Here is an 18,671-nt window from a genome sequence, read left to right on the forward strand (position 1 = left end):
TGCAGAGCAGCAATCAGCTCAGCGCAGCACCTGCGTGAACAGCACCTGCGCGAAGCGCTCAATCGGTGCCGGGCTGCGTTCGGCTTTCGACAGCAGGTTGGCGCCCTGCAGCGAGGAGACGATGAAACCCGCAACCTCCGCGCATTTGAAGTCGGCCGGCAGCTCGCCGGCTTTCACCGCGGAGGTCAGGCATTCGGCAATACTCTGCTGAACATCGGCGAAGATCGTCAGCAGCCGGTCGCGAATGAGGTCGCTGTGGTCGCTGGCTTCTGCCGTGAAGTTGCCGAACAGGCAGCCATTGCACATCTGGTCTTCGGTGAGCCGGGCCACATTGGCATCGATATAGGCGCGCAACCGCGCCAGTGGCGACAGGCCCTCATTGCGCAGCGTCTGCGCCATCAGTTCGCGACCCTTCGCGAAATAGAGATCGATGATCTCGAGGCCGAATTCTTCCTTGGAGGTAAAGTGGTTGGTGAAGGTGCCCTGCGGCACACCCGCGGCATGCACGATGTCGCGAACACTGGCCCCCGCATAGCCGCGCGCATGCACGACCGCGAGGCCTGCGGTGAGAATCCTGTCGCGATTCGAGAGCTTCGCCATGGACTTAATATGGCTGTGCCGGGCGCCGGATCAAGCGACCGCCGCGCATAACCACAAGGCGTTCAGCCCCCTTTTACTGCCCTGGCCTTTGGGTCTAGCCGTGCCCGTAGCGGCGGGCCGCCTCGACAGTCAAACCCTTGCCGACGGCCCCGAACGTGTCGCCATCGATAGCGCGGGCGGCCGGCAGCGCCGCCGTGATCGCCTTGCGGACATGGGCGAGCTGCACCGAACCGCCGGTCAGGAACACCGCATCGATCGCTTCGGGCTTCAATCCGGCCTGGTTCAGGCAGATCTTGATCCGCGCGGTGATCCGATCGGCGAGCAACTGGGTGTGGCTGACGAGCTCCTTGCGGGCGACGCCAGCGGCCAAACCCGGCTCGATCCAGTCCAGCGCGATGCTCGATTTCGGCTTGTCGGACAGGCCAATCTTGGCGCCCTCGACTTCCATGGCCAGTGTGTGGCCGCGCTGCTCGTCCAGTACGCGCACCAAGCGATCCAGCAGCTCCGGCTGCTGTGCCTCATAGCGCACCTGTTTCACCTCATTCATGACCTTGGAATCGTACATCCGGTTGATGCTCGACCAGGTCGCCAGATCGTGGAAATAGCCTGACGGCACATCGAGCCCCGCGCGCTTCATCGCCGAGCGATAGCCGAGCAGCGGCATGATCACGCCGAGGCTGAGATGTCTGTCGAAATCGGTACCGCCGATGCGCACGCCGTCATTGGCGAGAATGTCGTCCTTGCGGTCGGCATGACGGTGCCGCTCGGGCGAAAGGCGCACGATGGAGAAATCCGACGTGCCGCCGCCGATATCGGCGATCAGCGCGATCTCCTCCGAATTGATCTGGCGCTCGTAATCCAGCGCCGCGGCAATCGGCTCGAACTGGAACGTGACGTCCTCGAAGCCGACGTCTTTCGCGATGGCGCGCAGCGTAGCTTCGGCCTTGGCATCGCCCGCCGGATTGTCATCGACGAAATGGACGGGACGGCCATGGACGACTTGGCGGAGTTCAAGCCCTGTGGCCTGTTCCGCACGCCGCTTCACCGCACCGAGATAATAGGCGATGACATTGCGGAAGCTGACGCGTTCGCGGCCGACGCGCGTCGTCTCGTCGATCAGCGACGTGCCAAGCACGGATTTAAGGCTGCGCATCAGGCGGCCAGGCGCCCCCTCGACATAGGCCTCAATCGCCTTGCGGCCGATGAAGGCGCCGGTATCGGCCTTGTAAAAGATCGCACTCGGAATTGTGACATGATAGTCTTCGAGCGCCGCCAGCACCGGAACATCATTGATGACCGTGCCGAGCGTCGTGTTCGACGTCCCAAAATCCAGACCACAAACCGACATTGCCGCTCCCGAAAGGAACGTCCGTCTACACAGTTCGCAGGCCGCGATCTAGCATTATATTTTTGCACAGCCGGACTGTCATGAAGCGCATCGAACACTGCAATTTTCGAAGCAAAACAACGCGATCCACAGAACAATCGACTGCATCCGCCGGGGTTGATGAATCGTGCGGCATCGGTCCATAAGCGGTTTGCGACGGCGGTATGACCCGCCACGGAATTTCGAAGGAATCTCTACGCGTGGCAAACATCAATCAGAAGATCGCAGACGAACTTGGCGTGCGCGAACAGCAAGTCGCCGCGACGGTAGAACTGCTCAACGGCGGCGCGACGGTGCCGTTCGTGGCGCGTTACCGCAAGGAAATCACCGGCGGTCTCGATGACGCGCAACTGCGCACGCTGGAAGAGCGCCTGACCTATCTGCGCGAACTCGAAGAACGCCGTCTCGTGATTCTGGAATCGGTGCGCGAACAGGGTAAGCTCGACGCTGCGCTCGAAACGGCGATCATGACCGCCGAAACCAAAGGCCGTCTCGAGGACATCTATCTGCCGTTCAAACCGAAGCGCCGCACGAAGGCCGAGATCGCCAAGGAAGCCGGCCTTGAACCGCTATCGGAACTGCTGCTCACCGAGCCGCAGAACGATCCGAAGAAAGTTGCCGAAGCTTTCGTCAATGCCGAGAAGAACGTCGCCGATGTCGCCGCTGCACTCGACGGCGCGCGCGCCATTCTTGTCGAGCGCTTCGCCGAAGATGCCGATCTGATCGGCGCGCTGCGCGAGCAGATGTGGTCGAACGGCCTGATGGCCTCGACCGTGCGCACCGGCAAGAAGACCGAAGGCGAGAAGTTCAAGGACTATTTCGACTTCAGCGAGCCGCTGCACAAGCTGCCGTCGCATCGCATTCTCGCGCTGTTCCGCGGCGAGAAAGAAGAGATCCTCGATCTCGCGATGCAGCCCGAGCCGGTGCCGGCCGCGCCTGCTCCGACAACGACACCCAGCTCCTATGAGCTGAAGATCATGAACCGCTTCGGCGTCTCCGATCAGGGCCGCCCCGGTGACAAGTGGCTGACCGAAACCACCCGCTGGGCCTGGCGCACCAAGATCCAGGTGCATCTCAACATCGACCTGCGCATGCGGCTGTGGACTGCGGCCGAAGAAGAAGGCGTCCGCGTGTTCGCCTCCAATTTGCGCGATCTCCTGCTCGCAGCGCCTGCCGGCGCGCGCGTCACCATGGGTCTCGATCCCGGTTTCCGTTCGGGTGTGAAGACCGCGATTATCGACGCCACCGGTAAAGTCGTCGCAACGACCACGATCTATCCGCATGAGCCGCAGCGCCAGTGGGATGCGTCGCTCGCCATGCTCGGCAAGCTCGCCGTCCAGCACAAGGTCGATCTGATCGCCATCGGCAACGGGACGGCCTCGCGCGAGACCGACAAGCTGGCGATGGAGCTGGTGAAGCTACTGCCGGATTTGAAGATGTCGAAGATCGTGGTGTCGGAAGCCGGCGCCTCGGTCTATTCGGCCTCCGCTTTCGCCTCCGAAGAATTGCCCGAACTCGACGTCACGCTGCGCGGCGCGGTGTCGATTGCGCGCCGCCTGCAGGATCCGCTGGCCGAACTGGTGAAGATCGATCCGAAGGCGATCGGCGTCGGCCAGTACCAGCACGATCTCGGCGAGAGCAAGCTGGCGCGGTCGCTCGATGCCGTGGTGGAAGACTGCGTGAACGGCGTCGGTGTCGACGTGAACACGGCATCGGCGCCGCTGCTGGCACGCGTGTCCGGCATCGGCACCGGTCTGGCGCAGAGCATCGTGCAGCACCGCGACGCCAACGGCCCGTTCAAGTCACGCAAGGCGCTGAAGGAAGTGCCGCGGCTTGGCCCGAAGGCGTTCGAACAATGCGCCGGCTTCCTGCGCATCAATGATGGCGAGGATCCGCTCGACAAGTCCGGCGTGCATCCGGAAGCCTATCCGCTGGTGCGCAAGATTCTCGAAGCTACCAAGAGCGACATCAAGGCGCTGATCGGCAATGCCGAGATCCTGCGCAAGGTGCAGCCGAAGACCTTCGTCGACGACACCTTCGGTCTGCCGACCGTCACCGACATCCTGAAAGAACTCGAAAAGCCCGGTCGCGACCCCCGCCCCGCCTTCAAGGCTGCGGTGTTCATGGAAGGCGTCGAGAAGCTGAGCGACCTCAAACCCGGCATGGTGCTCGAAGGCACTGTGACCAACGTCGCTGCCTTCGGCGCCTTCGTCGATATCGGCGTGCATCAAGATGGTCTGGTGCACATCTCGGCGATGTCCAAGACCTTCATCAAGGATCCGCGCGAGGTCGTGAAGTCAGGCGACATCGTCAAGGTGAAGGTGCTGGAAGTCGAAGTCGCCCGCAAGCGCATCGCCCTGACGCTGCGCATGGATGACCCCGTCGGTGCCAAGGCCGACCGCCCGCAAGCCGATCGCGGCCCGCGCTTCAACGAGCGCCAGATGACATCGCGTGCTCCGGCGAAGCAGGAGAGCAGTGGCGGTGGTGCATTTGCAGAGGCACTCCGCCGTGCAGCCGAGAAGGGCGCCGGAAAGGCGAAGTAACTCTCCCCGTCATTGCGAGCGAAGCGAAGCAATCCAGAAGCCAAAAGCGCAGTCTGGATTGCTTCGTCGCAAATGCTCCTCGCAATGACGGCTGTTAGGCCTGCGCCTCCCCCAACTCCATAGCCAACTGCAAAATATCCTCGTCGCAATCGCGCCCGCCCATAATCGACAGGCCGATCGGGCAATCGTCGAGCTTTGCCACAGGCAGTGAGACCTGCGGCGTGCCGGCATGGCCGGACACACACAGCAGTTCGATCGCGCGGGCGCGGAACACGTCGAGCGTCGCATCCGGTGTGTTGCGCAGCGGCGCAATGCCCGGCGCGGTCGGCAGCAGTAACACCGTATCGGTGGTCAGCAGCGACAGCACGCGTTCAACGATGACTTTTCGCATGGCCCGCGCAGCCGCGATCTCGGCGGGATCCAAAACCGCCGCAGCCGCGAAACGCTCCTTCACGCCGGGGCCGAGCTTCGGCTGGGTCGCCTTGATCCATTCGCCCTGCGCGGCCCAGGCTTCTTCCGACTGAACTACACGGAAGGTGTTGCGCCAAGCGTTGAGTTCACCGCTCGCGACATCCACCTCCTCGCTCGCGCCAACCAGCGCCTTGATGCGATCGACCGACGGCTGCAGCAGGTTGCGAACCTTCTCATCGACAGCGCCAAACAGGTCGCTTGCGATCAGAACCTTCTTCACCCGGCGCGGGGCACGCGCCTTGTCGAGCAACACCTTGCCGACCTCGACCATCAATTCGGGCGTGCGCGCGAACCAGCCGACGGTGTCGTAGCTCGGCGCCAGCGGCACCGCACCATCAAGCGGAATGCGACCATGCGTGGTGCGAATGCCGTAGACACCGCAATAGCTGGCGGGCAAACGCACCGAACCACCGGTGTCGGAGCCGATGGCGAAATCGACCAGCGCACCAGCGGTCGCTGCAGCGGAACCACTGGACGAGCCACCGGGAATGCGGCCGAGCGCAGCCGGATTAATCGGCGTGCCGTAATGCGCGTTCTCGCCATTCAGGCTCCAGGCCAGTTCATCGGTGTGCGTCTTGCCGACCAACTTCGCTCCGGCATTGAGCAGGCGATCGACGACCGGCGACGATTTTGTCGGCACCGGATGTGTCGCCAGCCATTCCGGGCTGCCGGCGCCGGTCGGCACATTGGCGAGATCGAAGAAATCCTTCAGCGCAAAGGTGAGACCCGCGAGAGGCCCCTCTGTCGTGGTCTGCACTTCGATGTGGCCATGATCCACAAAGGCGTTGAGCGTGTCATTGATCGGCATCGAAGTCTCCGTACGACAAAAGGACGCCCGCTTCAGTGGGGCTTGAGCAGACTCGCAGCCGGCCTGATGAAGGTCCTGATGCCGTTCTTGAAGCCGAACAGCGGCTGCGCGATCTCGCATACCGCCTCTGCCTTGGTCTCGCAATCGAGCACCACGAGATCGGCGGGATTGCCGACGGCAATGCCGTAGTGCTTCAGGTTGAGCAGCGTCGCCGGTGCGGACGTCACGAGGTCGAGACATCCGGCAAGGTCGTCCATGGCGCCGACCTGCATCACATTGGCATAGAGATTGATCATGCGGATCAGCGAGACATCGCCGAACGGCGTGAACGGATTCAGCACGTTGTTGGTGGAGATATTGGCGTTCACGCCAAGCGCACGGAGCTTGTGCGCCGAGGTGACGCCGCGCGGCACATTGTGATCGTGGTCGCGGCCAGTGAGGAACAGGTCGGTCGCCGGCAACACCGTGACCGCGACGCCGGCATCGGCGAGCCGTTTCGCCGCCGCCTCGAAATCCGCTGGCGGCATCGCCGACAGCTTTGTGGCATGACCGATGGCGACACGGCCGCCCCAGCCTGTGGCCTCCGTCATGCGGCAGACCTCTTCGTAGTCCGACCGCGTTGGATCGAGATCAAAATCGAGGTGGAAATCGATATCGACGCCGAACTCCTGCGCGATACCAAAAATCCTGGCGATCTGGCCGTTCGAATCCTTGTCGATATAGGGCACGCCGCCGATCAGATCGGCGCCTTCCTTCATCGCTTGCAACAGGATCTCCTCGCAGCCGGGATCATCCAGCAGACCCTCCTGCGGAAACACGCAGAGCTGCAGATCGATCGCCCAGGCGTAATCCTGCTTCAACTTCTTCAGCGCGCGAAAGCTGGTCAACCCGATACGCGGATCGACCTCCACATGCGTGCGCATGCGATTGGTGCCGTGCTTGATCGCTTTCTCCAGCGTCTGCGATGCGCGTGCATAGACGTTCTCTTCGGTGAAGTCGCGTTTGGCCCGGGAGACTTCGCTGATCACCTCCGCGAGCGTACCCTTCGCGCAATTGCAGCGGCCGAGGAGACAGGATTTGTCGAGATGGATATGCGTCTCCACAAAGCCCGGCACGAGCAGCCGGCCGCCGACATCCTGATCCGGCGCCACGCCGCGCGGCAGGCCGATCTCGATGGCCTCGAACCGCCCGCCGCGAATGCCGATATCCACCGGGCCATCAGGCCGGTCGGCAATGCGCGCGTTGCGCAGGATGAGATCGAAGGTCATGGGAGGACTCCTGAAGAGGCCACGCCACCGATCGGGACGTAGCGAAAGCATATGCGCGGGCAAGCAAGGCATGTGCCAAGGCGCATGCGATTCAACCTCTGATTAACTATCTGAAAATAAGACAATATCTTCAAATCTTGCTTCAAGGAACGCCCAATAATGAGGCGCGCCACACAAGAATTGTATACGATCTGATGCATCTACCGAATACAATTCTGGCACCGGTTTTGCTATGATGGCGCCAGCATCTGCCCGCAGGAGAAACCCGATGTCGCAATCCCCCACCGCGCTTGCGCCCGTCACCGATGAAACCGCCCAGGCTGCCGACCTCGTCGAGCGGTTTCTCGTCGCCTCCATGGTGCCGGACCCGGAAACCGCCGGCACCTTCATGTCGGCCGACGTCGCGATCACCTTCACCGGCGGTCGCAAGTTCAAGCATCCGCGCGATGCCACCGCGTTCAACGCGATGCGCTACAAATGGGTGAAGAAGAAGATGGAGCGCACCGACGTATCGCCGGGGAATGGCGAGACCATCGTCTACAATACCGGAACGCTCTATGGCGAATGGCATGACGGCACGCCGTTCGAAGGCAATCGCTATGTCGATCGCTTCGTCGTGCGGGACGGCAAGATCGTGAGGATGGATGTCTGGAACGACAGCGCCGAGCGCATTCTCATACGCATGGATATCGAAGCGTAGCGTAAACACGGCGGCTTGATCGCCGCCGGCATTCAGCACCTTGAAATGTCGACGATCTGGCACTCAGCTTGCATACAGAATGCAAGCTGAGTGTAACCAGGGAACGTCGATGTTGCAGGGATTCTCCAAGACCATGATGACAGGCGCGGCGCTGCTGTGCCTGATCGGTGTCACCAACACTGCCAAGGCCGATGCAGCGGCCTGCCCAGCGACGATCCCGTTCGGATTGACCACGCCGCTGACGGGCAACCTCGCACTGCTCGGCACGCAGGCGCGCAACGGCGCAGAATTCGCCGTCGATGAGATCAATGCGGCCGGCGGCATTGCCGGCAAGAAGATCGCGCTCACCACCGAGGACACCGGCGCCTCGTCGACCGACGCTCTGAATGCGATGAATCGCATCATCGAGAGCAAGCCGCTGGTCATCATGTCGTCGATGATCTCGCCGCATGTGTTTGCACAGACCGAGAGCGTCAACAAATCCGAGACCCCGTTCATCGTCGGCGCCACCAACGCGAAAGTCACCGCGCAGGGCTCGAAGTGGCTGTTCCGCACCCACGCCCATGACGGCCAGCTCGCCGAGCTGATCCCCGAATATCTCGTGAAGTCACTGAAGAAGACCAAGCCCGGCATTCTCGTCGTTGCCGACGATTACGGCCTCGGCGCGTCGAAGGGCATTCAGGCGGCACTCGCCAAACTCAATGTCACGCCGGTCGCGACAGCCTCTTATGCCCCGTCCGACAAGGACATGAGCGCGCAGCTTCTGGAGATCAAGGACAAGGGCGCCGACAGCCTGATCCTGTTCGGTCGTCCCTCCGACATCACCCTGGTGCTGAAGCAGATGGGCGATCTCGGCATCAAGCTGACCACCATCGGCAATACCAGCATCGTCGCGCAGACCACCCTGAACAATCTGTCCGCAGCCGAAGCCGACGGCAACTACGCGATCGGGGGGATGATCCCCCAAACCTCGACCGATCCGAAAATTCTGGATTGGGCAAAGCGCGTGCAGGACAAATACAAAGTGCCGGCCGACAACTTCACCGTCTCCTATTACGACTCGGTCTTCATGCTGAAGTCGATCATTGAGAAAGTCGGCTGCGACAAGCCGGCGATCCGTGATGCCCTTGCCGCCACCAAGGACTTCAAGGGCATGCTGATCTCCTACCAGGCCGATGCCAATGGCGACCTCACCCATACGCTCGGCATCTATCGCAACAAGGGCAAGACCCCGGAATTCACCGGACCGATCAAAGAGAGCGGGTTCTAAAACTTCATGGGCCAGCTCGTCGTCAACGGCCTGGCGCTCGGGAGCATCTATGCTCTCGTGGCGCTGGGTCTGCTGCTGATTTTCAACACCGTTCAGATCGTCAATTTCGCGCAGGGACAGTTGTTGATGCTCGGTGCCTTTATCGGCATTTCGGGCGCGGTGACGCATGAACTGCCGATGGCGCTGGCCTGGGCCTCCACCATGCTGGCGATGGCGCTGATCGGCATCGTCTTCATGGTGCTGGTCTATTTCCCCTTGCGCGGGCGGCCACCATTCCTCGTGATCCTCATCACCATCGCGATGGGCATCGTGTTGGAGAACATCGCGCTGATCGTCTGGGGGCCGCTGCCGGTGTCGCTGCCCTCGCCGGTGCGCGGTCCGCCGCTGCGTTTTGCCGGCGTTGTCATCTCGATGCACCAGCTCTTCATCTTCTGTACGCTGGCCGTGATCCTGCTGCTGCAATATCTGATGCTCACCAGAACGCGCTTCGGCATCCTGATGCAGGCGACTGCGCAGGATCTGCACACCGCGCGGCTGGTCGGGATTCCCGTCAACCGCACCATCGCCGTCGCCTTTGCCTTTGGCGCGATCCTGTCGGGCATCGCCGGCCTGCTGGTGGCACCGATTTTCCTCGCCGAGCCGACCATGGGCGGAAGCCTGGGCCTCAGGGGTTTTGTCGTCAGCGTGATCGGCGGCTTTGGTAATCTGCCCGGCGCCGTGATCGGCGGCCTGTTTCTCGGCCTGATCGAGACCTTCGGCGCGCGCTACATCTCCTCGAACTTCCGCGATGCCTATGCCTTCATCGTGATGATCGCGGTGCTCGTGGCCTGGCCGCGCGGATTGTTCGGCGAGAAGAGCAGCGAGAAGGTATGACAGTGAAACGCTGGCTTCCGCTCGCGCTTTGCGTCGCCGTTGCGCTGCTGATCCCGGCCGTGAGCCATGAAAACTATGTCATCCAGCTCCTCAACATTGCCATTCTCAACGCCATCGTCGTGCTCGGCTTGAACTTCGCCACCGGCTGGGTTGGCCAGATCAATTTCGGCCAGGCCGCATTTTACGGCCTCGGCGCCTATACGACGGGCATCGCCACCAAGGCCGGTTTGCCCTGGATTACGACGCCGTTCCTGTCGATGGTCATCGTGATGGCGGCAAGCCTTGTGCTCGGGCTGCCCACTTTACGGCTGCGCACCTATTATCTCGCAATGACCACGATCGGCTTCGGCGAGATCGTCCGGTTGATCATCGTACATTGGGAGCCGGTGACCGGCGGCACCTCCGGCCTCCGCGCGATCCCGGGTATCAGCGTGTTCGGCATCGGCCCGCAAGGACAGGTTCAACATTATTATTTGCTCATCGCAGTGCTGACGATTGCGGCCCTCGTCGCCGCGCGGATTCGGCAATCGTCGCTCGGCCGCGCCATGATCGCCACCAAGGATTCCGAGATCGCCGCCGAGCAGAGCGGCGTCGACACTACGCGTACCAAGCTGATCGCTTTTATGATCGGCGCGGTCTATGCCGGCCTCGCCGGTTGCCTCTACGCCTCCTCGATCCGCTTCATCAGCCCGGACAGCTTCTCCGGCACCCAGGCCATCCTGCTGATGACCATGCTTATCGTTGGCGGCATGGGCTCGATCCCCGGCTGCATCATCGGCGCGGTCGGCCTGACCATTTTGCCAGAGGCGCTGCGGTTTCTCGGGCAATGGTACCTCGTGCTCTACGGCCTCGGCGTCATTGCCGTCATCGTGCTGGCGCCCGGCGGCCTAGCCTCGCTCGCCTCACGGCTGCCACGCTGGGCAGGTGCGCGATGACGGATCAAGCGATCATCACCGCGCGCGGCGTGACGCGCCGTTTCGGCGGCCTTGTCGCGCTCGACGACGTCGATCTCGACGTCCCCAAGGGAATCGTGCAGGCGATCATCGGCCCCAACGGCTCGGGCAAGACCACGCTGCTGAATGCGCTGTCCGGCGCCTCACATGCCGATGCCGGTTCGATCCGCATCGACGGCAAGGAGATCTTCCGCCTCAGGCCCAACCGCATCGCGCGGCTCGGGCTGGCACGCACGTTCCAGAACATCCGGGTGTTCTCCAATCTCACCGTGCTGGAAAATGTGAAAGTCGCTGCAGCCTGCAACACGCCCATGTCGATGCTCAACATCATGCTGTCGAACGGCACGCAGCGACAACGCGAGGCTGAGATCGAGAGCACCTCGCGCGAAGCGCTGGAGATCGTCAGCCTCGCCGCACGCGCGGACGATCGCCCGACCCAGTTGCCCTATGCGCAGCAACGCCTGCTGGAAATCGCCCGCGCACTGGCATCGAAACCGAAGGTGTTGCTGCTGGATGAGCCCGCCGCCGGCATGAACATGACCGAGAGCATGACCCTGCTCGACACCATCGCGAAACTGAAGGGCAAGGGCATCACCATATTGCTGGTCGAACACAATGTACGACTGGTGATGGGGATCAGCGACCGCGTGGCCGTATTAGATTTTGGGAAGAAGATCGCTGAAGGCGCGCCAAGCGCGGTTCAGCAAAACCCATTGGTGATCGAGGCCTATCTCGGCAGGCGGCATCGCCATGCTTAAGATCGAGAACCTCCATGTCTCCTACGGCCACATCGAAGTACTGAAGGGCATCTCGTTCAGCGTCGAAATGGGCGAGATCGTCGCGCTGATTGGCGGCAACGGCGCCGGCAAAACGACAACCCTGAGCACCATCTCCGGCCTGCTGCGACCAACGTTCGGCTCGATTTCGTGGAAGGGCGAGGCCATCCACGGCACCGCTGTGGAAACCATCGTCGGCGCCGGCATCGCGCATTGCCCCGAAGGCCGCCGGATATTTCCGGGCCTCACCGTGCGCGAGAACCTGATCACGGGAACGGCGTCCCGCGCCTACAAGAAGGCCGAGGTCGAAGACGATCTGGCGCTGGTGTTCGAACTGTTTCCACGACTGAAGGAGCGCATCAAGCAAGGCGGCTGGTCGCTCTCCGGCGGCGAACAGCAGATGCTGGCGATCGGCCGCGCGCTGATGTCACGGCCGAGCCTTCTGATGCTGGATGAACCATCGCTGGGGCTCGCGCCCATCGTGATCGAGCAGGTGTTCGACAAGATCGTCGAGCTGAATAAACGCACTGGACTGGGCGTGTTGCTCGTCGAGCAGAATTCGGCGATGGCACTGGAAGTGGCTGCACGCGCTTTCGTACTGGAGACCGGATCGATCACGCTGTCGGGCCCGGCCTCGGTGCTGGCCGACGATCCGCGCATTCGCGAAGCGTATTTGGGCGGCTAGCACTTTTTCCTGCCTCTCCCCGCGCACAGCCGGGAGAGACAGCGCGCAGCGCTTACTGCTTCACATCTTTGAGCAGTGCGATATTGGCGGCGACTTCCTTTGCCACCAGCTCATCCATCGCTTTCGGCTCCATCGTGATCGTCTCGACGCCGATCTTCTTCAGCGCCGCCTGCATCTCAGGTTTGGCGAGTACCTTGACGCCGGCGTCGTGCATCTTGGCGACGATCTCGGGCGACGTCTTGGAGGGCACGAATACGCCGATCCAGCTCTCGCTGACGCCGTCCTTGAGGCCGACTTCGGTCATCGACGGCACGTCGGGCAGTTCATTGCTGCGCTTGTCGGTGGAGACAACCAGTGCACGCACCTGCCCTTCGCGGATCAGCGGCAAAGCGGTCGCCGCCGGGCAGAAGTAGAAATCGATACGGCCACCGAGAATATCGGCGATCACTTCCGGACCGCCGCGATACGGCACGTGGGTCGCTTCGAATTTGGCAGCAAGGCGGAATTTCTCGGCGCTGATATGCACGGCGCTGCCGACGCCCACCGAACCGAAATTGATCTGCGATCCCTTGGCTTTCGCATCCTTCAGGAAGTCGTCCACGGTCTTCCACGGACGTTCTTTCGGAATGATCATGATTTGCGGGATGGAGCCGATCATGATGACTGACGACAGGTCTTTCGACGTGTCATAGGGCAGGTTCGGAAAGATTGCCGGCGTGATCGCCAGCGCCGAGGAATGCGCCAGGATGCTGTAGCCATCCGGCTCCGCCTTTGTCACCGCGTTGGTGCCGATCGAGCCACCACCACCGACCCGGTTCTCGACCACGATCGTCTGACCGAGCTCGGGCCCGAGGCGCTCAAAGAATATCCGCGGCACCACGTCGGTGGCGCTGCCGGGGCCGAACGGGATGGTGGCCTTGATCAAACGGCTCGGCCAGTTGTTTTCGGCCTGCGCCGCGACAGACGACAGCAGCACACCGGCGAAAACACACGACCACCGCATAAGCTTATTCATTACTTGCTCCAATAATACCATCCACAGGGAATGGCGGCCCAGTGATGGGGCCAATCGGCGACAACGAAGCAAGTTTCGGACCGTTTGAAGCCTAAAACAACGCCCGAACGCGCGGTGATCCAGCCCAGACAAAGGACAATGCCGGCCTCACCCGTGCTGGCAAGGCCGGCAGTCTGCCTACTTGCCCGCGACCTCGCTTTTGAGCAGCACCTTGTTGTCGGCGATTTCCTTGACCAGCAGCGCATCCATCTCGGATGACTTCATCGGCATCGGCTCGACACCAATCTTCTTCAGCGAAGCCTGCATGTCAGCCGTGTTCAGCACCTTGGTGCCAGTCACATAGAGTTTCTCGACGATCTCCGGCGGCGTTTTCGATGGCACGAACACGCCGAACCAGATTGAGCTGTCCGCATCCTTGAGACCGGCATCGATCGGTGTCGGCACATCCGGCAGATCCCGCACCCGCGTCGGCGTCGACACCACCAGCGCGCGGACCTGGCCTTCGCGAATCAACGGCAGCGCCGTGGCCAGCGGGCAGAAGTAGAAATCGATGCGACCGCCGATGATATCGGTGATCACCTCGGAGCCGCCGCGATAGGGGATATGCGTGGCCTCGAACCCGGCAGCGGCGCGGAATTTTTCCGAACTGATATGCACGGCGCTGCCAACGCCCACCGAGCCGTAATTGATCACAGTGCCCTTGGTCTTCGCGGAAGCCAGGAAATCCTGAATCGTTTTCCATGGCCGTTCGTTGGGCACGATCATCACATTGGCCGCATAGCCAATCATCAGCACCGAGGACAGCTCCCTGGTGGTGTCGTAGTTGAGGTTGGGGAAGATCGCGGGCGCAATGGAGATGGCGTTGGTCTGCGACAGCAAGGTGTAGCCATCCGGATCGCTCTTCGCGACCGCGCCCGTGCCCACCGAGCCGCCCGCACCCACGCGATTTTCAATCACGATCGGTTGCCCGAGCTCCGTGCTCAGTTTTTCGAAGAAAAGGCGCGGGACCACGTCACCCGCACTGCCGGCACCGAACGGATTGACCGCCTTGATCGGCTTCGTCGGCCAGTTGGTGTCGGCCAGCGCAGCGCCGGACATCAATACAGCGGCCAATACGCACGACAATCGCCAGGACTTGTTCATCGCTCGCTCCAGTTGCGCCATTCAATGGAATGGCAGCTCATGGAAGAAGGCAAAAGCAAGAACTGGACCGGCGATGGCCTAGAACGAGGTCCCGGCCCGCGGCTTTTTCTCCGGCACTTCCGGCTCGGTCGGCACCGGCCCGATGCGCAGCGCGGTGATGCGGTTGCGCTCACGGCGCAGCACGCGGAAGCGGAAGTTGTAGAACGTGAAGCTTTGCCCGCGTTCGGGGATGGAACGCGCCTCGTGAATGACAAGGCCGGCCACCGTGGTGGCTTCATCATCCGGCAGATGCCAGTCCATGGCGCGGTTGAGGTCGCGGATCGGCACCGAACCATCGACCACCACCGAACCATCGGCCTGCGCGCGCACACCCGCGACGACCACGTCGTGTTCATCCGCGATGTCGCCGACGATTTCTTCCAACACGTCTTCCAGCGTCACCATGCCTTCGACTTCGCCATATTCGTCGACCACGAGCGCAAAGTGAGTCTTGCGGCGACGGAAGGCTTTCAACTGATCCGACAGTGGACGCATCTCCGGGACGAACCACGGCGGCAGCGCGATCGAAGCTACGTCGATCTTTGCGGTATCGCCATCGACGGCGCGGATCGCGCGCAGCAGGTCCTTGGCGTGGAGCACGCCGATGATGTTTTCCGGCTTCTCACGCCAGAGGGGAATGCGGGTGTATTCGGTGGCCAGCACTTCGCGCACCAGCTCTTCGGACGGCAGGTCCGCATTCAGCGTCACCATCGCCGTGCGATGGACCATGACATCGGACACCGCGAGATCGCCGAAGCGAAACACGTTCTGGATATACTCGGCCTCACCCGATGCAATGCCGCCATGTTCGGCAGACTCGCCGACAAGGCCCTCAATCTCAATGCCGGTGAGAATTTCATGCGGCGAGGCCTCCTGCACACCGAGCAGTGCCAGCGTGCCGCGTGACGCCGCGTTGAGCAGCCAGTTCAGCGGATAAAACAGGATGTAGGACGCATAAAGCGGATAGGCGATCCATTGCGACACCGGCTCCGGCTGCCGGATCGCCAGCGTCTTCGGCACCTGTTCGCCGATCACGATATGCAGCGAGGAGAAGACGAGGAAGCCGGTAATGAAGGACGTAAAGTGAAGCGCGGATTCCGACAGGCCGAGCGGATCGAGCACCGGTTTCAGCAGTGCGGCCACCGTGGGCTCACCAACCCAGCCGAGTCCCAGCGATGCCATGGTGATGCCGAGCTGGCAGCAGGCCAGATAGGCTTCGATATTGCCCATCATGTTCTGCAGCAGACGCGCGCCGAAGCGGTTCTGCTCGACCATGCTCTTGACGCGGAAGCCTCGGCTTTTGACCAGCGCGAACTCCGCCGCCACGTAAAACGCGTTGGCGGCGAGCAGGAAGATCGCGATCAGCAGATTGACGGTAATCGAATTCATAAAAGTCCTGCGACGGCGCCGGCTCTGGTAAATCCCAAACCGGACACGGTCAGTTCTATCCCGTCAGCTTCTGATGCAGAAAGGCGCGAACCGTCGCGGGATCGACATCGTCAGCGATGACGGCCCGGCCGACGGCTTCCAGCAAGATAAAGGTGAGCTTGCCGCGTTTCACCTTCTTGTCCTGCGCCATCAGCGCCATCAGCGTATCCGCGTCCGCGAGGCCTTCCTGCGCGAAGCCGGCAATGTCCTGCAGCTTCGTAGGTAGACCCACATCGGCGAGATGATGCTGCACGCGGGTCGCATCGCTCTCCGCGATCATGCCAAGCTGCGCCGACAGTTGCGCAGCCAGCACCATGCCGACCGACACGCCCTCGCCATGGAACAACCGGTCCGAGAAGCCGGTCACCGCTTCCAGCGCATGCCCGAAGGTATGACCGAGATTGAGCAGTGCGCGTTCGCCATTCTCACGCTCGTCGCGCGACACGACACCCGCCTTGGCACGGCACGAGGTCGCGATCGCATGTTCACGAGCGCTACCGCCGCGCATGATGTCGGCATGGTTGGCTTCGAGCCACGTGAAAAACGCAACATCGCCGAGCACGCCATATTTGGCGACTTCCGCATAGCCCGAACGAAATTGCCGCGGCGACAGCGTATCGAGGACCGCCGTATCGGCCACAACCATCACCGGCTGATGGAACGCGCCAAGCAGGTTCTTGCCCTGCGGCGAGTTGATGCCGGTCTTGCCGCCGACGGAGGAGTCGACCTGCGCCAGCAGCGACGTCGGCACCTGCACGAAATCGACGCCACGGCGGATGATCGCTGCGGCAAAGCCGGCGAGATCGCCGACCACTCCGCCACCGAGCGCGATGACGAGATCGTTGCGCTCGATTTTCGCCGCGATCAGTGCTTCGGAAACTTTCTCCAGGCCCGCATAGCTCTTCGACCCCTCGCCTTCCTCAACAATGATATGCGAGGTCGGAATGCCGGCTTCCGCCAGCGAGGCTTCCGTTGCAGTCAGCCAATGCTTGGCAACGGTCCTGTCGGTGACGATCGCCGTGCGCACACCCGGCCGCAGTCTGGCGATACGCGCACCAAGCGAAGGCAGTACATTGCGGCCGATGACGATGTCATAGGCGCGCTCAGCCAGCGCGACCTCCACGATGATCGGATCGGAATGTTTCAGCGGGGCGGTCATAGTTGAGAACTCAAGGGATCGCCTGTCGGTTCGGAAATGGCGGAAGCTGCGTGCGGGCGGAACAGATGCTCGTGCAGCGCGATGATGCCTTCCTCAACGATCTTCTCATGCGGCACGTCGCGCGAGTCGATCGTGATGTCGGTCTGCTCGTAGAACGGATGGCGCGCCTCGATCAGCCGCGCAATAGTCGCGGCGGGATCGGCGGTCTTCAACAGCGGGCGGTTTTCCCGGCGCCGCACCCGGCGCAGGATCACATCCGCATCAGCTTTCAGCCACAGCGAGATCGCCTTGTCGCGGATGCGCTGGCGGGTCTCCTCGCGCAGAAAGGCACCGCCGCCGGTCGCCAGCAGGATCGGTCCACTGTCCAACAGCCGGGCGATCACCCGTGCCTCACCGTCGCGGAAATGCGGTTCGCCGTGGACTTCAAAAATGTCCGGAATCGACATCCCGGCCGCCGCCTCGATCTCATTGTCGGCATCGACAAAGGGCAGCCGCAGCCGCGTCGCCATGCGCCGGCCGATGGTCGATTTGCCCGCCCCCATCATGCCCACCAGCACGACCGAGCGCTTTCCCAGCGCCGCGACGATGGCGGCCTCCTGGGGGGCGCTGGCAATCGCCGGCAAGATGGTCTCGGACATCAAAAACACCTGCAAAATCAGTGAGCGACAAGGGATCGCAGAGGTTTGCCGCATTCCGGTCACCTATACTACCCCCAGCGCCAGCGTTGCCAGCACCTCTTGCAGTCTGTATCCGGACAGGGTGACCGCCCCCGGCGGAACGAATCGTCCCATTTCGCCGCCGAGTTCCCTGATCATGCCCAGCCTGTTCCGCTTTTTGACGGTCGTCGCGGTGATCGTCGGCGTGGTCTATGGCGTGATCTTCGCGCTGGCCAATTTCGTCAACCCGAAGCCGCGGGACATGACGGTCACCATCCAGCCGGACAAGTTTCTCAAGAAATAGCTGCGCGCAGCAAGCGCATGAAGAGCTGCATGTCCTCCGCGAATTTCGGACCGGCTCCCTCCGCGTGCTTGATCCCGTCCATCGCAGCGACGATGACTCCGGCGACGTCGGCGGGTCTGGCTTGCAATGAGCCGAGATTAATCATGCCCGCGGTCTCGGCATCGCTCAGCGCCTGCGCCAGCAGAGCGACCAGTCGGGCTCGCGCGGCGAGCGTGATGTCTTTGGCCAGAGCCATGTTGACGTCGAACAGTTCAATGGCGTCGGCGCTGCCGGCGAAAGGGGCGATCAATTCGCGCTGAAACACAGCCATCGCCGTCTCCATGCGACCGAACACGTCGCCAGCGCCTGAGAGTGCCGCCTCGACATCGCGCATGGTCCGCGCATGGGCACGCGTCGAGCCCGCCCGAAACAGATCTTCCTTGCTGTTGAAGCTCAGATAGAGCGACGCCCGCGAAATTCCCGCGGCGCGCGCGATATCGGCCATGGACGCCTTGCGGAAACCGTGGCGGACGAACACCGGGAGTGCGGCATCCAGAATGTGATCGGTTTTGGCATCTCGTTCGCTCATTCAGACAGATTGACAGTTCGTGTCC

18 protein-coding genes are annotated in these 18,671 nt (G+C 62.2%); 8 read left to right on the plus strand and 10 right to left on the minus strand.

What is annotated here, in order from left to right:
* Nucleotides 1-18 precede the first annotated feature (18 nt).
* Nucleotides 19-600, minus strand: coding sequence for a TetR/AcrR family transcriptional regulator (locus AB7951_RS24265; RefSeq protein ID WP_089262610.1), 582 nt, complete (start codon nt 598-600; stop codon nt 19-21).
* 94 nt (nt 601-694) lie between these two features.
* Complete coding sequence (locus AB7951_RS24270; protein ID WP_089262612.1) at nt 695-1,948, minus strand: Hsp70 family protein; 1,254 nt, start codon at nt 1,946-1,948, stop codon at nt 695-697.
* Nucleotides 1,949-2,187: 239 nt separating this feature from the next.
* On the opposite strand from AB7951_RS24270, the gene AB7951_RS24275 reads away from it, so the two are divergent.
* Complete coding sequence (locus AB7951_RS24275; RefSeq protein ID WP_439062098.1) at nt 2,188-4,530, plus strand: Tex family protein; 2,343 nt, start codon at nt 2,188-2,190, stop codon at nt 4,528-4,530.
* Nucleotides 4,531-4,624: 94 nt separating this feature from the next.
* On the opposite strand, the gene AB7951_RS24280 is transcribed toward AB7951_RS24275, so the two are convergent.
* Together AB7951_RS24280 and AB7951_RS24285 are read right to left on the minus strand one after the other, a co-directional pair.
* The gene (locus AB7951_RS24280) at nt 4,625-5,809 is read right to left on the minus strand and encodes an amidase (RefSeq protein ID WP_231078178.1); all 1,185 of its coding nucleotides are present in this window, start codon (nt 5,807-5,809) and stop codon (nt 4,625-4,627) included.
* Between the two features lie 32 nt (nt 5,810-5,841).
* The gene (locus AB7951_RS24285; protein ID WP_439062097.1) at nt 5,842-7,077 is read right to left on the minus strand and encodes an amidohydrolase family protein; all 1,236 of its coding nucleotides are present in this window, start codon (nt 7,075-7,077) and stop codon (nt 5,842-5,844) included.
* Nucleotides 7,078-7,345: 268 nt separating this feature from the next.
* Between AB7951_RS24285 and AB7951_RS24290 the strand changes: the two genes are divergently transcribed.
* The 6 genes from AB7951_RS24290 to AB7951_RS24315 all read left to right on the plus strand — a co-directional run bounded on the left by AB7951_RS24290 (nt 7,346) and on the right by AB7951_RS24315 (nt 12,334).
* Nucleotides 7,346-7,777 (plus strand): nuclear transport factor 2 family protein, encoded by a 432-nt coding sequence (locus AB7951_RS24290; protein ID WP_120288325.1) that lies wholly within the window; start codon nt 7,346-7,348, stop codon nt 7,775-7,777.
* 109 nt (nt 7,778-7,886) lie between these two features.
* The gene (locus AB7951_RS24295) at nt 7,887-9,047 is read left to right on the plus strand and encodes an ABC transporter substrate-binding protein (RefSeq protein WP_158596749.1); all 1,161 of its coding nucleotides are present in this window, start codon (nt 7,887-7,889) and stop codon (nt 9,045-9,047) included.
* 6 nt (nt 9,048-9,053) lie between these two features.
* The gene (locus AB7951_RS24300; RefSeq protein ID WP_441256075.1) at nt 9,054-9,920 is read left to right on the plus strand and encodes an ABC transporter permease subunit; all 867 of its coding nucleotides are present in this window, start codon (nt 9,054-9,056) and stop codon (nt 9,918-9,920) included.
* Nucleotides 9,917-10,855, plus strand: coding sequence for a branched-chain amino acid ABC transporter permease (locus AB7951_RS24305; RefSeq protein ID WP_120288322.1), 939 nt, complete (start codon nt 9,917-9,919; stop codon nt 10,853-10,855). Before AB7951_RS24300 ends, AB7951_RS24305 begins: the two co-directional genes overlap by 4 nt.
* Complete coding sequence (locus AB7951_RS24310) at nt 10,852-11,631, plus strand: ABC transporter ATP-binding protein (RefSeq protein WP_120288321.1); 780 nt, start codon at nt 10,852-10,854, stop codon at nt 11,629-11,631. Before AB7951_RS24305 ends, AB7951_RS24310 begins: the two co-directional genes overlap by 4 nt.
* A complete protein-coding gene (locus AB7951_RS24315; protein ID WP_120288320.1) occupies nt 11,624-12,334 on the plus strand; it encodes an ABC transporter ATP-binding protein in 711 nt (236 codons plus the stop codon). Before AB7951_RS24310 ends, AB7951_RS24315 begins: the two co-directional genes overlap by 8 nt.
* Before the next feature lie 52 nt (nt 12,335-12,386).
* Here the strand turns inward: AB7951_RS24315 and AB7951_RS24320 are convergent, their stop codons facing one another.
* From AB7951_RS24320 to AB7951_RS24340, 5 genes are all read right to left on the minus strand, one after another.
* Entirely contained in the window at nt 12,387-13,349 is a 963-nt protein-coding gene (locus AB7951_RS24320) for a tripartite tricarboxylate transporter substrate binding protein (protein WP_120288319.1), read from the minus strand.
* Nucleotides 13,350-13,526: 177 nt separating this feature from the next.
* Nucleotides 13,527-14,492, minus strand: a complete 966-nt coding sequence (locus AB7951_RS24325) for a tripartite tricarboxylate transporter substrate-binding protein (protein WP_120288318.1) — start codon at nt 14,490-14,492, stop codon at nt 13,527-13,529.
* 78 nt (nt 14,493-14,570) lie between these two features.
* Nucleotides 14,571-15,920 (minus strand): hemolysin family protein, encoded by a 1,350-nt coding sequence (locus AB7951_RS24330; protein WP_089262626.1) that lies wholly within the window; start codon nt 15,918-15,920, stop codon nt 14,571-14,573.
* A gap of 55 nt (nt 15,921-15,975) precedes the next feature.
* Complete coding sequence (aroB, locus tag AB7951_RS24335) at nt 15,976-17,118, minus strand: 3-dehydroquinate synthase (protein WP_120288317.1); 1,143 nt, start codon at nt 17,116-17,118, stop codon at nt 15,976-15,978.
* The gene (locus AB7951_RS24340; RefSeq protein ID WP_089262630.1) at nt 17,115-17,756 is read right to left on the minus strand and encodes a shikimate kinase; all 642 of its coding nucleotides are present in this window, start codon (nt 17,754-17,756) and stop codon (nt 17,115-17,117) included. The genes aroB and AB7951_RS24340 overlap by 4 nt, the downstream gene beginning before the upstream one ends.
* 175 nt (nt 17,757-17,931) lie before the next feature.
* On the opposite strand from AB7951_RS24340, the gene AB7951_RS24345 reads away from it, so the two are divergent.
* A complete protein-coding gene (locus tag AB7951_RS24345) occupies nt 17,932-18,078 on the plus strand; it encodes a histidine kinase (RefSeq protein WP_089262632.1) in 147 nt (48 codons plus the stop codon).
* Here AB7951_RS24345 and AB7951_RS24350 read toward each other — a convergent pair.
* The gene (locus AB7951_RS24350; RefSeq protein WP_120288316.1) at nt 18,068-18,646 is read right to left on the minus strand and encodes a TetR/AcrR family transcriptional regulator; all 579 of its coding nucleotides are present in this window, start codon (nt 18,644-18,646) and stop codon (nt 18,068-18,070) included. The two genes, AB7951_RS24345 and AB7951_RS24350, sit on opposite strands and share 11 nt — an antisense overlap.
* Nucleotides 18,647-18,671: the final 25 nt, after the last annotated feature.

This window comes from Tardiphaga sp. 285_C5_N1_2 (assembly GCF_052076065.1).
Taxonomy (GTDB): Bacteria; Pseudomonadota; Alphaproteobacteria; order Rhizobiales; family Xanthobacteraceae; genus Tardiphaga; species Tardiphaga robiniae.

Coding starts and splice junctions, on each gene's coding strand:
- AB7951_RS24285 (WP_439062097.1), bottom strand. CDS start 7,077: ATGACCTTCGATCTCATCCTGCGCAACGCGCGCATTGCCGACCGGCCT.
- AB7951_RS24340 (WP_089262630.1), bottom strand. CDS start 17,756: ATGTCCGAGACCATCTTGCCGGCGATTGCCAGCGCCCCCCAGGAGGCC.
- AB7951_RS24345 (WP_089262632.1), top strand. CDS start 17,932: ATGCCCAGCCTGTTCCGCTTTTTGACGGTCGTCGCGGTGATCGTCGGC.
- AB7951_RS24280 (WP_231078178.1), bottom strand. CDS start 5,809: ATGCCGATCAATGACACGCTCAACGCCTTTGTGGATCATGGCCACATC.
- AB7951_RS24325 (WP_120288318.1), bottom strand. CDS start 14,492: ATGAACAAGTCCTGGCGATTGTCGTGCGTATTGGCCGCTGTATTGATG.
- AB7951_RS24270 (WP_089262612.1), bottom strand. CDS start 1,948: ATGTCGGTTTGTGGTCTGGATTTTGGGACGTCGAACACGACGCTCGGC.
- AB7951_RS24305 (WP_120288322.1), top strand. CDS start 9,917: ATGACAGTGAAACGCTGGCTTCCGCTCGCGCTTTGCGTCGCCGTTGCG.
- AB7951_RS24265 (WP_089262610.1), bottom strand. CDS start 600: ATGGCGAAGCTCTCGAATCGCGACAGGATTCTCACCGCAGGCCTCGCG.
- AB7951_RS24290 (WP_120288325.1), top strand. CDS start 7,346: ATGTCGCAATCCCCCACCGCGCTTGCGCCCGTCACCGATGAAACCGCC.
- AB7951_RS24300 (WP_441256075.1), top strand. CDS start 9,054: ATGGGCCAGCTCGTCGTCAACGGCCTGGCGCTCGGGAGCATCTATGCT.
- AB7951_RS24310 (WP_120288321.1), top strand. CDS start 10,852: ATGACGGATCAAGCGATCATCACCGCGCGCGGCGTGACGCGCCGTTTC.
- AB7951_RS24350 (WP_120288316.1), bottom strand. CDS start 18,646: ATGAGCGAACGAGATGCCAAAACCGATCACATTCTGGATGCCGCACTC.
- AB7951_RS24320 (WP_120288319.1), bottom strand. CDS start 13,349: ATGAATAAGCTTATGCGGTGGTCGTGTGTTTTCGCCGGTGTGCTGCTG.
- AB7951_RS24330 (WP_089262626.1), bottom strand. CDS start 15,920: ATGAATTCGATTACCGTCAATCTGCTGATCGCGATCTTCCTGCTCGCC.
- aroB (WP_120288317.1), bottom strand. CDS start 17,118: ATGACCGCCCCGCTGAAACATTCCGATCCGATCATCGTGGAGGTCGCG.
- AB7951_RS24295 (WP_158596749.1), top strand. CDS start 7,887: ATGTTGCAGGGATTCTCCAAGACCATGATGACAGGCGCGGCGCTGCTG.
- AB7951_RS24315 (WP_120288320.1), top strand. CDS start 11,624: ATGCTTAAGATCGAGAACCTCCATGTCTCCTACGGCCACATCGAAGTA.